Below are 16,040 nucleotides of genomic sequence, written 5' to 3'. Positions count from 1 at the left end.
GCGAATTAATTTGCGAAGCGAATTAATTTCTTTTTACACTCCGTACCGTGGTTAAACTGTCTTACAGAAACCAACTAGCCGTGATAAAAACAGAAAGCGGCTATTTGCGCTTAGCGGATCTCAAAGGGGGAAATGTGAATATACTCGGGTTCTTTCAAAGGTTAGGGCGGTCGTTACAGCTGCCAATCGCTGTACTGCCGGTCGCAGCGTTGATGCTACGCTTCGGCCAGCCAGATTTACTCAATATGCCGTTCATCGCTCAAGGTGGCGGCGCGATTTTTGACAACCTCGCACTAATTTTCGCCATCGGTGTTGCGTCAACCTGGTCGAAAGACAATGCCGGTGCTGCGGCTCTGGCGGGTGCGGTAGGTTACTTTATCCTGACCAAATCAATGGTCACCATCAACCCAGCGATCAATATGGGTGTGTTGGCCGGTATCATTACCGGGCTGGTTGCCGGTGCAACCTACAACCGTTGGTCCGATATCAAGCTGCCTGACTTCCTGAGCTTCTTCGGTGGCCGACGCTTTGTCCCGATCGCGACCGGCTTCTTCTGTCTGATTCTGGCCGCCGTGTTTGGCTACATCTGGCCACCGGTTCAGGCCGCTATCCACGCCGGTGGTGAATGGATTGTGTCTGAAGGGGCGTTTGGTGCTGGCGTGTTCGGCTTCGTTAACCGTCTGCTGATCCCAACCGGTCTGCATCAGGTGCTGAATACCATCGCCTGGTTCCAGATTGGTGAGTTCCATAATGCGGCAGGTGCAGTATTCCACGGTGATATCAACCGCTTCTACGCCGGTGATGGCACCGCGGGCATGTTTATGTCTGGTTTCTTCCCAATCATGATGTTTGGTCTGCCTGGCGCCGCGTTAGCGATGTACCTGGCTGCACCGAAAGAGCGTCGTCCAATGGTGGGTGGCATGCTGCTGTCAGTGGCGATTACCGCCTTCCTGACCGGTGTGACCGAGCCGCTGGAATTCCTGTTCATGTTCCTGGCGCCGATGCTGTATCTGATCCATGCGCTGTTAACCGGTATCAGCCTGTATATTGCGACCGCACTGGGTATCCATGCCGGCTTCTCCTTCTCAGCAGGTGCGATTGACTACGCGTTAATGTACAACCTGCCGGCGGCCAGCAAAAACGTCTGGATGCTGTTGGTGATGGGCGTGGTGGCATTTGGTATCTACTTTGTGCTGTTCACCGCGGTGATCCGCATGTTCAACCTGAAAACCCCGGGTCGTGAAGATACCAGCGCGGACGTGGTCGACAGTGAAGCCAACAGCAATACCGAAGAAGGGCTGAACCAGCTTTCCCAGCAGTATATTGCCGCGATTGGCGGTTCCGATAACCTGCAAATCATTGATGCCTGTATTACCCGTCTGCGTCTGTCGGTGAAAGATGCTGGCCTGGTCAACGATGCCGCCTGTAAGCGCCTGGGTGCTTCCGGTATTGTTAAGCTGAACAAACAAACCGTTCAGGTTATTGTTGGTGCGAAAGCTGAATCCATCGCGGAAGTGATGAAGAAACTGATTGCTAAAGGCCCGATTGCGGCCTGGTCCTCCACCACAGCACCTGCTCCTCAGGCGGTGAAAGTGGCGCCTCAGGCAGTGCCTAACGCCCCTAAAGGCATCATTGCTTCGCTGGTTGCGCCGGTAAGCGGTGAGGTTGTGGCACTGGAACAGGTCCCGGATGAAGCCTTCGCCAGCAAAGCGGTCGGTGATGGCCTGGCGATCAGGCCAACCAGCAGCACGGTGCTGTCTCCTGCTGCCGGTACCGTGGTGAAAATCTTCAACACCAACCATGCCTTCTGTCTGGAAACAGAGAACGGCGCTGAGATTGTGGTGCATATGGGGCTGGATACCGTGGGACTGGAAGGCAAAGGCTTTACCCGTCTGGTGGAAGAAGGTGCTCAGGTGACTGCCGGTCAGCCGGTACTCGAGATGGATCTGGCCTTCCTTAATGCCAACGCCCGCTCGATGATCAGCCCGGTGGTGGTCAGCAATATCGATGACTACAGCGGCATCACGCTGGTAGCCGGTCAAACCGTCGTGGCAGGTGAAAGTCGCCTGTTCGATATTAACGGCTAAACGCTGATTGCGTTACAATGAACGGGCGGGAAGCAATTCCCGCCCTTTTTTTATCGTTATCCCGCAACAAACGGTTGTTTCCCTTCCCGGCTTTGTGGATCATACTCCGTTATTTCACGCACTTCTTATGCTAAGCATTACTGAGGAAATTAAGATGAGTGAGGCTGAAGCCCGCCCAACTAACTTTATTCGTCAGATCATCGACGAAGATCTGGCGACCGGTAAGCATGCCAGCGTGCATACCCGCTTCCCGCCGGAACCGAATGGTTATCTGCACATTGGCCATGCCAAGTCTATCTGTCTTAACTTTGGTATTGCGCAAGATTATCAAGGCCAGTGCAACTTGCGTTTTGATGACACCAACCCGGTCAAAGAAGACCTGGAGTTTGTTGAGTCGATCAAACAAGACGTGCAGTGGTTGGGCTTCGAGTGGACGGGCAACGTTCGCTACTCCTCTGACTATTTCGACCAGCTGCATAACTACGCCGTTGAGTTGATCAACAAAGGCCTGGCCTATGTTGACGAACTGAGCCCGGAACAGATCCGTGAATATCGCGGAACCCTGACCGCGCCTGGCAAAAATAGCCCGTACCGCGATCGCACGGTTGAAGAGAACCTGGCGCTGTTTGCAAAAATGCGCAACGGTGAGTTTGCCGAAGGGACTGCCTGCCTGCGTGCAAAAATCGATATGGCTTCCAGCTTTATCGTGATGCGCGATCCGGTGCTGTACCGCATTAAGTTTGCCGAGCATCATCAGACCGGTAACAAGTGGTGCATCTATCCCATGTATGACTTCACCCACTGCATTTCCGATGCGCTGGAAGGGATCACACATTCACTCTGCACGCTGGAGTTCCAGGATAACCGCCGCCTGTATGACTGGGTGCTGGATAACATCACTATCCCAATGCATCCACGCCAGTACGAGTTCTCTCGCCTGAATCTGGAATACGCCATTATGTCCAAGCGTAATCTGAATCGTCTGGTGACTGACAAGATTGTTGAAGGCTGGGATGACCCGCGCATGCTGACCGTTTCCGGTCTGCGCCGCCGTGGATATACCGCCGGTTCAATCCGCGAGTTCTGCCGCCGTATTGGCGTGACCAAACAGGACAACATCGTGGAAATGGCTTCGCTGGAATCCTGTATCCGCGACGATCTCAACGAGAACGCGCCGCGTGCGATGGCGGTGCTGGATCCGGTTAAGCTGGTGATTGAAAACCTGCCGGCGAATCACGAAGAGATCATCACCATGCCTAATCATCCGAATAAGCCGGAGATGGGTACGCGTGACGTTCCGTTCAGCCGCGAGATCTATATCGATCGGGCGGACTTCCGCGAAGAAGCGAACAAGCAGTATAAGCGTCTGGTGCTGGGCAAAGAAGTTCGCCTGCGCAACGCCTACGTGATCAAAGCTGAACGCATCGCGAAGGATGAAGAGGGCAATATTACCTGCCTGTTCTGTACCTGCGATACCGAGACCTTAAGCAAAGATCCGGCTGATGGCCGTAAAGTGAAAGGCGTTATCCATTGGGTATCTGCAGAACATGCACTGCCTGCTGAATTCCGCCTGTATGACCGTCTGTTCAGCGTGCCAAATCCGGGCGCGGCAGAAGACTTTATGACCACAATTAACCCAGAGTCTTTGCTGATCCGTCAGGGATTTGTCGAGCCTGGTCTGCAGAAGGCAGAAGCCAACAGCCCGTATCAGTTCGAACGTGAAGGCTACTTCTGTGCTGACAGCCGTTATTCCAGTGCCAACAATCTGGTGTTCAACCGCACCGTTGGCCTGCGCGATACCTGGGCAAAAGCGGGCGAGTAACGCTCTCTGATTGCCAGACAAGAACGCAGCCTTCGGGCTGCGTTTTTTTTGTGAAGAAAACCAGACGCGATTCAATATCTAAGAATTTTACTAAACAAGACCGTCAGCCAGTCATTAATACGCTAAGGAGATGTTGTCTTTCTGTAATTAGAATACATTCGTGAAATATTATTTAATCTTAATCTTAATCTTAATCTTAATCTTAATCTTAATTGAGTAAGTCCGAATTAAATTAGCGAGCTATTGATATCCTTTCATTAATAACTGCCATTTTTGTGCCGCCGCTCATACTTTCTTCTTTCACTTTTAAATAGTTATTGATAATTCGCGTCGCGAAAAATATCATCGGCTTTGAGTTTCGTCGGTTAGAGGATGCTTGTAACCAATTGATATCATGGCTCAGAATGGGTCATAACTCTTATGGAAGAGGGGTTATCTATGTCTGCTTTTACCTCATCACGTCACGTGATTGCGGGCGCACTCGCCTGCTGTACGCTGTTATCTGTTCCGCTCTATATTCCTGCTGCTACAGCCGCCGGGTTTTTTGATGATGCCTCATTAACGGGCGGCGTTTATTACTGGCAACGCCACCGGGAAAGAAAGGATCTCAATCCTGATAGCGATAAGTTTGGCCAGTATCAGCAAAATCTCCACCATTCTACCTTTAACAGTAATATGGATTTTTCATCGGGTTATGTTGCCGATATTATTGGACTGGATTTAGCGCTATTTGGCGCGCTGGAAATGTCAGATAAAGGCCCGGCAGCGCCAAATGAAATTGGCTTCAGCGATGCCAATACGCGCTGGGATGAAAAATGGAGCGGAGATAAAAACGGTGCCAGCCTTTATAAGGCGGCATTGAAAGTAAAGCTTAACGATTACTGGCTGCGGGCCGGTTATTTACAGCCGCAGGGACAGACGCTGCTGGCGCCAAACTGGAGTTTTTTACCGGGCACTTATCGCGGAGCCGAGCTTGGCACCCAGATTGATTTTGCTGATGCAGGGGCACTATCACTCTCCTATATGTGGAGCGATGAGTATAAGGCCCCCTGGTATCGCAACACCTATCACTTCCGCAAGGCGGATGGAAAAACGGGCATCCCGTATCTACATTCGATAGGGGCAAAATACGACTTCAAAAACGACCTGCTGTTGGAAGGCGCTTTTGGTCAGGCGGCCGGTTATATGTACCAGTACTTCACCAAACTCTCTTACGCGTTTGCGCTGGCTGAAAATCCGCTTACCACCAGCTGGCAATTCTATGGTGCCCGGGACAAAGAGCGCGGTGGCGCAGCCAACAGTAATGATGTCTATGACGGCCTGGCCTGGCTGCAGGCGCTGACCTTGGGTTACAGCGCGGGGCCTTTCGATCTGCGTCTTGAAGGCACCTGGGTCAAGGCCGAGGGAAATCAGGGCTTCTTCCTGCAACGCATGACGCCGGGTTATGCCACCTCAAACGGTCGGCTGGATGTCTGGTGGGATTCCCGTTCCGACTTTAACGCGAACGGCGAGAAAGCCCTGTTTGCCGGCGTGTTGTATGAGCTGAAAGGCTGGGGCCTGCCGGGCCTTTCGATCGGCACCTCCTATGCTTACGGCTGGGATGCCAAACCCAACAGCAAACCGATGTATAACCAACACACCCGTCTGAAAGAATCTGCCTGGAATCTGGACCTGCTTTACAAAGTGCAGGAGGGCAGGGCGAAAGACACCCTATTCAAGCTGCACTTCACCCGATTCAATAACCATTCCACCCTTCCCAGCTGGGGCGGCGGCTACGGCAATATCTTCCAGGATGAAAAGGATCTGAAATTTATCGTCACTGCACCCTTCACAATTTTGTGACGTGAGTCTTGCGGCGAAATGAAGAAAAACGACTTACCTACGGACAAGGAATAAAGGATGAAAAAGCTCAGAGCCAGTATGATATCGCTTGCGCTGATATCTGCGTTAGCCAGTGGTGGAGCAGCCGCCAACCAGCAGTTAATCGATCAAATCAGCCAGTTTGGCGTGAAGTACAAAGTGACGGACAATCTTGCCGCCCAGCATGGCGTGGATTGCGCCGGACTGGGGGCTGACTGGGCCTCCTGTAACCGCGCAACCATTAGCTTCACCAATCCTGGCCCCGCCATCGACAGCAAAGACTGGGCGATTTATATGTCTAACGTGCATGAAACGCTAAAGGTCGAAAGCGATCAGTTTCGCATGGTGCATATCGTCGGGGATTTAACCCGTCTGGAGCCGACAGACAAATTCAAAGGCATTGCGGCGGGTGAAACCATCGAGATCCCGATCGTGAATGAATACTGGCAGCTGTTTATTACCGATGTGATGCCGCGTTGGTATGCGACCTCTGGCGATGCCACGCCGAAAATCCTCGTCAGCACGGATACCGAGGAACTGACCGATTTTGTGGAGCCTTTTGGCACACAGTGGAAGCGCACCGCAGATGATAAGAACCTGTTGATGGATGCCCAGGGCCGCTTTACTAAAAACAGCGATGTCGCCCCGATGGCCGCGTCCACTTTACGTGGGCAAATCCTTCCCACCCCGTTGAAGGTTTCGGTGTTCTCTGATGATGCGGATCTCTCTGCTGGGGTCAAGCTGGAACTCGCAAGCCTGTCGGCAGAGAAAGCCGACGCCATACAGCAGCGTTTTGCGTTGATGGGTATCAAAGCGCAGCCCAATGGATACCCGATTACCACCCGGGTGAGCCAAAAAGGGTTCGATAAAAAGTTGGCCGTTCCGGGGGGATACACGCTGAATATTGGCAAGGACAAGGCTGAAGTGGTGGGTTATGACCAGAGCGGCGTGTTCTACGGTTTACAGTCGATCCTGTCGCTGATCCCGGCCGATGGCAGCCTGAAAGTGGCGACGTTAAAGGCCAGCGATGCGCCGCGTTTCCAATACCGTGCGGTGTTCCTTGATGTGGCGCGCAACTTCCACAGCAAAGAGGGGGTACTGCGCTTGCTTGACCAGATGGCGGCGTGGAAACTCAACGTTTTCCATTTCCATCTGACCGACGATGAAGGCTGGCGTATTGAAATTCCAGGCCTGCCGGAGTTAACCGAGATTGGCAGCAAGCGTTGTCATGATCTCGAAGAGAAGCGCTGTTTGCTGCCGCAGTTGGGATCGGGACCAAACAGTGATAACAGTGGCAGCGGTCATTTCAGCCGTCAGCAGTATATCGATATTGTAAAGTATGCTGATGCGCGCGGCATTCAGGTCATCCCGGAAATCGATATGCCGGCCCACGCCCGGGCAGCGGTAATCTCGATGGAAGCGCGTTACGATCGCTTGTTCAATGCCGGTCAGGAAAAAGAAGCCAATGAATTCCGCCTGCTTGATCCCAGCGACAATTCCAACACCACCTCCGTGCAGCTTTACGATCGCACCAGCTATCTCAATCCGTGCCTGAGCTCTTCGTTACGCTTTACCGATAAGGTGATAGGTGAAATTCAGGCGATGCATAACGCCGCCGGACAGCCGCTGAAGACCTGGCATTTCGGCGGGGATGAAGCCAAAAATATTCGCTTAGGATCCGGCTATTCGGATAAGAACACTCCCGTTGCAGGCACCGGTTTACTGGACTTAAGCCAGCAAGATAAGCCGTGGGCAAAATCTCAGGTCTGCCAGGTGATGATTGAAGAAGGAAAGATCGAAGACCTGGATCATCTGCCGAGCGACTTTGCCCTAAACGTCAGCAAGCAGGTTAAGGCACACGGTATCGGCAAGATGCACGCCTGGCAGGATGGTATTAAAGACGCTATAAATGCCAAAGCCTTTGCAACGGACAGGGTTGCGGTCAACTTCTGGGATACGCTGTTTTGGGGCGGTTTTGATTCTGCCAATGACTGGGCAAGCAAAGGTTATGACGTGATCGTCTCCAATCCGGATTACCTGTATCTCGATTTTCCTGCCGAGGTGAATCCGCTGGAGCGGGGATACTACTGGGGAACACGCTTTACCGATGAACGAAAAATCTTCCACTTCGCGCCGGATAACTTGCCACAAAACGCCGAGACTTCCGTCGATCGCGACGGCAAACCCTTCACGGCTAAAACTGACAAGCCCTGGCCCGGCGCTCACGGCATCTCCGCTCAACTGTGGAGTGAAACCACCCGTACCGACGCGCAGGTGGAGTACAAGCTTTTCCCTCGCATTCTTTCCGTGGCTGAACGCGCCTGGCACCGCGCAGCCTGGGAGCAGGATTATAAAGCCGGCAAAGAGTATACCGGCGGCAAAACTCGCTTTGTTGACCAGCAGGCTCAGCTGAAGGACTGGCAGCGGTTTGCCAATCTTCTGGGGCAACATGAGTTGGCAAAACTGGATAAAGCCGGCATTGCCTATCGCTTGCCGATACCCGGTGGGGTGGTGCAGGACGGGAAGCTGATGGTCAATACCGAGTTACCGGGCTTAGCCGTTGAGTACAGCCTGGACGAAGGGGCGACCTGGCAGCAGTGGCAGGCGGATCAACCGCCGGCGGCGGCGGGTAAGGTTTTGCTGCGTACGCGCAGTCCTGATGGTCTGCGCGTCAGCCGGACGGAAACGCTGTAACGGGTCTACAGGCAAAAAAAAACCGGTGAAAGATCACCGGTTTTTTGCTGTTAGTGTAGATTACTTGTCGTGCAGCGTCTCATCTTCACGGCAGTCACCGGTTGAGCAGTGACCATAAAGGTACAGGCTGTGGTTACTGAGTTTGATGCCGTGGCGCGTGGCAATATCACGCTGGCGAGCTTCGATGTTTTCATCACGGAACTCGATCACCTTGCCACAATCCAGGCAAATCAGATGATCGTGGTGATGCTGCTGAGTCAGTTCGAAAACGGATTTACCACCTTCGAAATTATGACGGGTAACGATCCCGGCATCATCAAATTGGTTAAGAACGCGGTAAACCGTCGCCAGACCAATCTCTTCGCCCATGTCAATCAGACGCTTATACAAGTCTTCCGCACTGACGTGATGGCCCTCAGGTTCCTGAAGTACTTCCAGAATTTTAAGTCGTGGAAGCGTGACTTTCAGGCCGGCCTTCTTTAATGCGGTGTTATTGTCAGTCATGCGGATATTGTCCTGTTACTTTGCTAGTCACTTTGTGGCTGAAAAGCCCTGAACATCGGTCGTCGCGAAAAGCCAAACGTCTCATTATAGAACTGATATTTCGAAATGAACACCGCTGATGCATCTCAATCAAGGGAGGTAAGGAGAAGAGTCGTTACGTCCGTGAGAGCAAGCGGTTGGGCTAACATTTCGCTCTGCCTCATCATAGTCGCTATTAGAGCGAAAGGCGCTGAGAAAGCGGGTGACCGATGGCGATATTTTACAGATTTGCAGATGAAAGTTACAAAAATGTGTCTATTACTTCTATAGAAAAAACCACTGGCCTGATGTGAGATACCTCCCAATCAGGCCGGTCTGATTACGCTTCCAGGATTTCTTTCAGCTGGAGCTCGTCATAAATCTGTTTGACCCACTGCTCGGTGCGCTCACTGGTGAGTTCTGGCTGACGATCTTCGTCAATAGCCAGACCGAGGAAGTGCTTATCATCCGCCAGCCCTTTCGAGGCTTCAAAATGGTAGCCTTCAGTTGGCCAGTGGCCGACGATCACCGCGCCTTTAGGCTCAATAATGTCGCGGATGGTGCCCATCGCGTCACAGAAGTACTCAGCGTAATCTTCCTGATCGCCACAGCCGAACAGCGCAACAAGCTTGCCGTTGAAATCAATTTCTTCCAACGTCGGGAAGAAATCATCCCAGTCGCACTGCGCTTCGCCGTAGTACCAGGTTGGGATACCGAGCAGCAGAATATCAAAGGCTTCAAGGTCTTCTTTGCTGCTTTTAGCGATATCATGAACTTCAGCCACCTCTTTACCGAGCTGCTTTTGGATCACTTTTGCAATGTTTTCTGTATTGCCCGTATCGCTGCCAAAGAAAATGCCTACGATTGCCATGACTTACTAACCTCTTGAAACGTATTGATAGGGTAAAGGCTGCTTATTACAGATACCGGCAATGATAGCAGACAGCTACAGGGGGATAAATGAGTAATCCGCCTGCTTTTGTCGCTTTGTGCTTCACCGGGGGGGGCTGAAAGCGCCTGTTCAGCGGTCCCGATCGGCCAACTGCGCCATGACCATTTCTTCAATCAGCTCGCTGCGGCTCATATTACGCTGCTCGGCAAGCTGGTTCAGAGCATCAACCGCGTCACTGTTCATTTTCAGTTCAACGCGCTTCAGCCCGCGCACCTTATCGCGCTTGAGCTGGTTGCGTTTGTTGATACGCAGCTGCTCATCACGCGTCAGCGGATTGGTTTTTGGTCGTCCCGGGCGACGGTCATCTGCGAACAGATCGATCGTGGTGCGGTCCGTGTTTTCTTTTGCCATAGAATCGTGATACTGAAAGGCTGGAGTTCTGATGGTTCAGGCCTGATGTCGGCTGAAATTCGTGCAGCGACAGATTTTTAGCGCGCCATCATACCCCAGCGAAAGTCATGACGACAATGATTTAGCCATCTCAGGATATAATTGTTTTTACAGCGCAAAAAAACGGCGGATTGCGCGCAAAACAGCATCAGGTTTCTCGGCATGGACCCAGTGTCCGGCACCGTTGACCACATGCGCGCGGGCTTTGGGAAACTGAGCCAGCAGGGCATCACGATATTCATCGGCCAGGTAGGGGGAACGTTCGCCGCGAATAAACAGCGCGGGATGCTCCCAGGCCGGAACCGGCTGCCAGCCAATAATCCGATCGTAGCACTGCCACAGCACCGGCACGTTAAACCGCCATTCCCCTTGCTGAAAGGATTTCAGCAGAAACTGAATCACGCCTTCTTCTTCTATTGTTTCACGCATCAGCGCTGCGGCATCGCTGCGTTGCGTAATGCCTGCTGCGGTGACCGCCTTCAGGGCCGCAAAAATCGTATCGTGATGGCGGGTCGGATAAGCGACCGGTGCCATATCGATAACCACCAGCTGCTCGATGCGTTCTGGCGCCAGCGCGGTTAACGCCATCGCCACTTTTCCGCCCATCGAATGTCCGATGACCGCGACCCGGTCAATCCCTTCGGCATCCAGCGTTTCCAGCACATCGCGGGCCATCGCCTGATAATCCATCTGGTCATCACGTGGCGATAAACCGTGGTTTCTCAGGTCGATCTGCACCAGCTGGCGATCGTCCTTTAACCCTCGCGCCAACACGGACAAATTATCAAGGCTGCCAAAAAGGCCGTGGATTAACACCACGGGAACCTCAAGGCGGGCGGATTGTTCAGATAGCAAGCGGGTATTCAATTTCATAACAAAGTTCTTACTGTTGAAACGAGGGGTTAGGGTATCATAGATTCACTTTTTCCTGCCGTGACGGCCAGAAAGCGCCCGCCAATCTTTTTGCGGCATATTCTGACTTTTACTGGTATCAGGGGCTGGCGCTACACCCCGGCAGGATTTAACTTTATAATCCTCGTGTTAGAGCTGGAACGATCCTGTGCGGCTTGTTCAGGCAGCGTACAGACCGGCTCTTATCAGCAATAAATTGTACTGGATCAAGATGAAAACTATTGAAGTCGACGAAGAGCTCTACCGTTATATCGCCAGTCACACTCAGCATATTGGTGAAAGCGCCTCTGACATTTTGCGTCGTATGCTTAAATTTACGGCCGGGCAAAAAGCGCCTGCTACCGCAGCGGTAACGGCATCTACAGCCGTGAGCGTCGCGAAAGACGCGGCGCCAGTGAAGGTGGAATCCCGCCCTCAGGACCGCGTTCGCGCGGTGCGTGAGCTGCTGCTGTCTGATGAATATGCTGAGCAGAAGAAAGCGGTTAACCGTTTTATGCTCATTTTGTCGACTTTGTATAATCAGGATCCCAAAGCTTTTGCCGCCGCGACCGAGTCACTGCTTGGCCGCACGCGCGTTTACTTTGCAGGTAATCAGCAGACCCTGGTACAGAATGGCACCCATACCAAGCCGCAACATATTCCCGGCACGCCGTATTGGGTGATCACCAACACCAACACAGGTCGCAAACGCAGCATGGTGGAACACATCATGCAGTCAATGCAGTTCCCTGCGGAACTCGCTGACAAGGTTTGCGGCACCCTCTAACTGATAAAGAAGCGTCAGGGAGAATCGCCAATGGCCAATCACCCCCGTGCAGGGCAACCCGCCCAGCAGAGTGATTTGATTAACGTTGCACAATTAACGTCACAGTATTATGTCCTGCAGCCCGATCTGAGCAACCCGGAACATGCGGTTAAATTCGGGACTTCTGGCCATCGCGGCAGTGCAGGTCGTCAGAGCTTTAACGAGACGCACATTCTGGCTATTGCTCAGGCGATTGCAGAAGAACGCAAAAAGAACGGCATTACCGGTCCTTGCTTCGTCGGCAAAGATACCCATGCGCTCTCCGAACCTGCGATCATTTCCGTACTGGAAGTGCTGGCCGCGAACGGTGTAGATGTGATTGTGCAGCTGGACAATGGCTATACGCCAACGCCTGCGATCTCCAATGCTATTCTGGAGCACAACAAAGTCGGTGGCCCTCAGGCCGATGGCATTGTGATCACGCCTTCGCACAACCCACCGGAAGATGGCGGCATTAAATACAACCCGCCAAATGGTGGCCCGGCTGACACTAACGTCACCAAAGTGGTTGAAGACCGTGCCAATGCTCTGATTAAAGATGGCCTGAAAGGCGTTAAGCGCATCGCGCTGGACAAAGCCTGGGAAAGCGGCCATCTGCAGGAAAAAGACCTGATCCAGCCTTACATTGAAGGCCTGGCGCAGATCGTTAACATTCCTGCCATTCAGAAAGCGGGCCTGAAAATTGGTGTCGATCCGTTAGGCGGTTCAGGGATTGCTTACTGGCAGCGTATTGCCGAGTTCTACAACCTTGATCTGACCATCGTGAACGATTCGGTTGATCAAACCTTCCGCTTTATGCACCTCGATAAAGATGGCGTGATCCGTATGGATTGCTCGTCTGAGAGCGCGATGGCGGGTCTGCTGGCGCTGCGTGATAAGTTCGATCTGGCCTTTGCCAACGATCCGGATTATGACCGCCACGGTATCGTCACGCCTGCTGGCCTGATGAACCCGAACCACTACCTGGCCGTTGCAATCAACTACCTGTTCCAGAACCGTCCGCAGTGGGGCAAGGATGTCGCCGTCGGCAAAACGCTGGTTTCCAGCGCGATGATCGACCGCGTGGTTAACGACATTGGTCGCAAGCTGGTGGAAGTGCCGGTTGGCTTTAAATGGTTTGTTGACGGCCTGTACGATGGCAGCTTTGGTTTCGGCGGCGAAGAGAGTGCGGGTGCTTCCTTCCTGCGCTTTGACGGCACGCCGTGGTCTACCGACAAAGACGGCATTATCATGTGCCTGCTGGCGGCAGAAATCACTGCGGTAACCGGCAAGAATCCACAGCAGCATTATGACGATCTGGCCGCGCGCTTTGGTGCCCCGAGCTACAACCGTCTGCAGGCTTCTGCAACTTCTGCGCAAAAAGCGGCGCTGTCTAAACTGTCACCAGAAATGGTCAGTGCCGATACACTGGCGGGCGATCCGATCACGGCACGCCTGACGGCAGCGCCGGGTAACGGTGCTTCTATCGGCGGTCTGAAAGTGATGACCGAGAACGGCTGGTTTGCTGCGCGTCCTTCGGGCACTGAAGATGCATACAAAATCTACTGCGAGAGCTTCCTCGGTGCTGAGCACCGTGAGCAGATCGAGAAAGAAGCGGTTGAGATTGTTAGCGAAGTGCTGAAAAACGCCTAATCGCGAAGCTTCAGAAAAAATCAAAAGGCGCTTATATAGCGCCTTTTTTATTGCCTGCGCCGCAGCCATTCACGGCATAAAGCGATAGCCGACACCGGTTTCGGTGATCAAATGGCGAGGTTGCGCCGGATCGTTTTCCAGCTTCTGCCGCAGATGTCCCATATAGATGCGCAGATAATGGCTGTGCTCGACGGCATTGGGTCCCCAAACCTGGTTAAGCAGTTGACGTTGCGTCATGACTTTTCCGGCGTGATTCAACAGGCTGACCAGCAGACGAAACTCAATGGGCGTCAGATGCAGATCCGCACCGCCTTTGGTGACGCGTCGGCCGGCAATATCCACGCAGACGTCGCTGAAGGTGATTTCACTGGCTTGCGTCCCGTTGCCGGATTTATCCCGGTGTCGAAGCGCAACACGCACTCTTGCCAGTAACTCCCCAATACCAAAAGGCTTGGTGAGAAAGTCATCGGCGCCGGCATCCAGCGCCGCAATCTTATCCTGTTCGTCACTGCGTGCGGAGAGCACGATGACCGGCACCGCACTCCACTGGCGCACTTCACGGATAAACTGATTGCCATCGCCGTCAGGCAAACCCAGATCGAGGATCACTAAATCGGGTTTACGGGTTGCCGCTTCAATCAGCCCGCGTTGCAGGGTGTCGGCGTCGACCACCCGCAGGGATTCACCTTCCAGCGCAATGCGCAGAAAACGGCGGATCTCTTTTTCATCTTCAACGATCAGAACGGTTGTCACCGGGTTTCCTTCCTGTTATTTGGCAGCGGCGCCGCATTAGGGCGGCCCAATTTATCAAATATCCTTCCGCTTTGCTGCAAACCTTCTTGGCCGTACAACAGGCGACCGAAAACGGTACGGGATAATCCGTCAGGTGGATGTCATTCGATTGTTAATTAATGACGGTAAAGTTAACATTTATGTAACTTGATTACAGGCCGGTGAAAATATCACCCGTTTTTTTTGTTTTTAGTGGTCGGATGAGTAGTAAAATTACACAGAAGGCGCTATTATTTTGCGCAGATTACATTCGTTTCATTTTGGCTAACAGGAGGACATATGGGTCTTTATCAGCATTACTCTTTACACCGGATTGTCCTGCGTCGCATTGCGGTGATGGTCGCAGGCACTTTGGCTTTACCGGTTATGCTATTCCGCCAGGATCGTGCCAGGTTTTACAGTTATCTGCACCGCGTCTGGTCCAAGACCAGCAGCCAGCCGGTCTGGCTGGCCCAGTCTGAAGCCGCAGGTTGCGACTTTTACTGATCTCTCCCGCTCCGGCGGGATTTTTTTTGCCCGTTGTTCAACCATCACGCGATTATTGCGTGGCTTTCAGCTACACTTAAACCTCTACAAGATTCTGGAGGTTGTACAACTATGAGCGAAAAAATTCCCGTCGGCATCAGCGCCTGTTTGCTCGGTGACAACGTCCGTTTTGATGGCGGTCATAAGCGCTGCGCTTTCGCCACCGAAGATCTCGCCCCGTTTATCCGTTATGAACCGGCCTGCCCGGAAATGGCGATCGGATTGCCGACGCCACGACCTGCTCTGCGCTTAACCGAAAACGGTGACGATCTGCCCGCGCTCTGCTTCAGTAATGGCAAAGGGGATCCGGTCACCGAGGCCATGCAGTCTTACGCAGAAAAACGCGTTTCAGCCCTGCATCATCTGTGTGGCTACATTGTCTGTGCTAAATCGCCCAGCTGCGGTATGGAGCGCGTGCGGGTTTATCAGGCCGACAACAACAATAACCGTAAAGAAGGGGTAGGGGTCTTTACTCGCGAGTTGATGGCGCAAATGCCATGGCTGCCGGTCGAAGAAGATGGCCGCCTGCACGATCCCGTTCTGCGGGAAAACTTTGTTGAACGCGTGTATACGCTGCATGAATTTAATGAACTGTGGCGCAGCGGGCTGACGCGCGGCAAATTAATGGCCTTTCACAGCCGTTATAAGCTCTCTTTGCTGGCGCACTCTCAGCCGGAATACCGCGAGATGGGGCGTTTTGTCGCGGCGATGGCCGACTGGTCGTCACTGGAAGAGTATGCCTTTGAGTATCGCCAGCGTCTGATGGACTTGCTGAAGAATCAGGCCACCCGGGGAAATCACACCAACGTGCTGATGCACGTTCAGGGTTATTTCCGTCCTCAGCTGACATCAAAACAGCGCCAGGAGCTGACCTCGCTGATTGAACACTATCGTCAGGGGATGCAGCCGTTGCTGGCACCGATCACCCTGTTGAAGCATTACATGGCGGAGTACCCCGATGCGTACCTGGCGCAGCAGCGCTATTTTGAACCCTATCCGGAAGCGCTACGCCTGCGCTATGGACACTAGTTTTTCTCAGGGAGTGTT

Annotated in this window: 13 protein-coding genes; 8 read left to right on the top strand and 5 right to left on the bottom strand. The window is 53.0% G+C overall.

What is annotated here, in order from left to right:
- The first annotated feature begins 134 nt into the window (after window positions 1-134).
- The 4 genes from nagE (at window position 135) to AC1UKS_RS15405 (ending at window position 8,463) form a co-directional block, all read left to right on the top strand.
- Entirely contained in the window at window positions 135-2,087 is a 1,953-nt protein-coding gene (gene nagE, locus AC1UKS_RS15420; RefSeq protein WP_482434361.1) for a PTS N-acetyl glucosamine transporter subunit IIABC, read from the top strand.
- 154 nt (window positions 2,088-2,241) lie between these two features.
- A complete protein-coding gene (glnS, locus tag AC1UKS_RS15415; RefSeq protein ID WP_053146104.1) occupies window positions 2,242-3,909 on the top strand; it encodes a glutamine--tRNA ligase in 1,668 nt (555 codons plus the stop codon).
- 438 nt (window positions 3,910-4,347) lie between these two features.
- Window positions 4,348-5,751, top strand: a complete 1,404-nt coding sequence (gene chiP / locus AC1UKS_RS15410) for a chitoporin ChiP (protein ID WP_482434359.1) — start codon at window positions 4,348-4,350, stop codon at window positions 5,749-5,751.
- A 57-nt stretch (window positions 5,752-5,808) separates the two neighbouring features.
- Window positions 5,809-8,463 carry a beta-N-acetylhexosaminidase gene (locus AC1UKS_RS15405; protein WP_482434358.1) on the top strand — a complete coding sequence of 885 codons (2,655 nt, stop codon included), beginning with the start codon at window positions 5,809-5,811 and terminating at the stop codon, window positions 8,461-8,463.
- 60 nt (window positions 8,464-8,523) lie between these two features.
- On the opposite strand, the gene fur is transcribed toward AC1UKS_RS15405, so the two are convergent.
- The 4 genes from fur to ybfF all read right to left on the bottom strand — a co-directional run bounded on the left by fur (window position 8,524) and on the right by ybfF (window position 11,200).
- On the bottom strand, window positions 8,524-8,967 hold the full coding sequence (gene fur, locus AC1UKS_RS15400) for a ferric iron uptake transcriptional regulator (RefSeq protein ID WP_013201300.1): 444 nt from the start codon (window positions 8,965-8,967) through the stop codon (window positions 8,524-8,526).
- A 358-nt stretch (window positions 8,968-9,325) separates the two neighbouring features.
- Window positions 9,326-9,856: a flavodoxin FldA gene (fldA, locus tag AC1UKS_RS15395; protein WP_013201301.1), complete on the bottom strand. Its 531-nt coding sequence runs from the start codon at window positions 9,854-9,856 to the stop codon at window positions 9,326-9,328.
- Between the two features lie 150 nt (window positions 9,857-10,006).
- Complete coding sequence (gene ybfE, locus AC1UKS_RS15390; RefSeq protein WP_265911738.1) at window positions 10,007-10,288, bottom strand: LexA regulated protein; 282 nt, start codon at window positions 10,286-10,288, stop codon at window positions 10,007-10,009.
- A gap of 147 nt (window positions 10,289-10,435) precedes the next feature.
- The gene (gene ybfF / locus AC1UKS_RS15385) at window positions 10,436-11,200 is read right to left on the bottom strand and encodes an esterase (RefSeq protein ID WP_265911739.1); all 765 of its coding nucleotides are present in this window, start codon (window positions 11,198-11,200) and stop codon (window positions 10,436-10,438) included.
- A 250-nt stretch (window positions 11,201-11,450) separates the two neighbouring features.
- On the opposite strand from ybfF, the gene seqA reads away from it, so the two are divergent.
- A complete protein-coding gene (seqA, locus tag AC1UKS_RS15380) occupies window positions 11,451-12,005 on the top strand; it encodes a replication initiation negative regulator SeqA (protein WP_013201304.1) in 555 nt (184 codons plus the stop codon).
- Between the two features lie 30 nt (window positions 12,006-12,035).
- Window positions 12,036-13,676 (top strand): phosphoglucomutase (alpha-D-glucose-1,6-bisphosphate-dependent), encoded by a 1,641-nt coding sequence (pgm, locus tag AC1UKS_RS15375; RefSeq protein ID WP_482434356.1) that lies wholly within the window; start codon window positions 12,036-12,038, stop codon window positions 13,674-13,676.
- Between the two features lie 69 nt (window positions 13,677-13,745).
- On the opposite strand, the gene kdpE is transcribed toward pgm, so the two are convergent.
- Window positions 13,746-14,429: a two-component system response regulator KdpE gene (kdpE, locus tag AC1UKS_RS15370; RefSeq protein WP_482434355.1), complete on the bottom strand. Its 684-nt coding sequence runs from the start codon at window positions 14,427-14,429 to the stop codon at window positions 13,746-13,748.
- A 318-nt stretch (window positions 14,430-14,747) separates the two neighbouring features.
- On the opposite strand from kdpE, the gene AC1UKS_RS15365 reads away from it, so the two are divergent.
- Together AC1UKS_RS15365 and AC1UKS_RS15360 are read left to right on the top strand one after the other, a co-directional pair.
- Window positions 14,748-14,954 (top strand): YbfA family protein, encoded by a 207-nt coding sequence (locus AC1UKS_RS15365; RefSeq protein ID WP_482434353.1) that lies wholly within the window; start codon window positions 14,748-14,750, stop codon window positions 14,952-14,954.
- 111 nt (window positions 14,955-15,065) lie between these two features.
- Complete coding sequence (locus AC1UKS_RS15360; RefSeq protein WP_013201308.1) at window positions 15,066-16,022, top strand: YbgA family protein; 957 nt, start codon at window positions 15,066-15,068, stop codon at window positions 16,020-16,022.
- The last annotated feature ends 18 nt before the right edge of the window (window positions 16,023-16,040 follow it).

The sequence above is a fragment of the Erwinia sp. AK-PDG3-5 genome (assembly GCF_056821705.1).
Note: the sequence above shows the minus strand (reverse complement) of the source record. Positions and strands in the feature narration are given on the sequence as shown.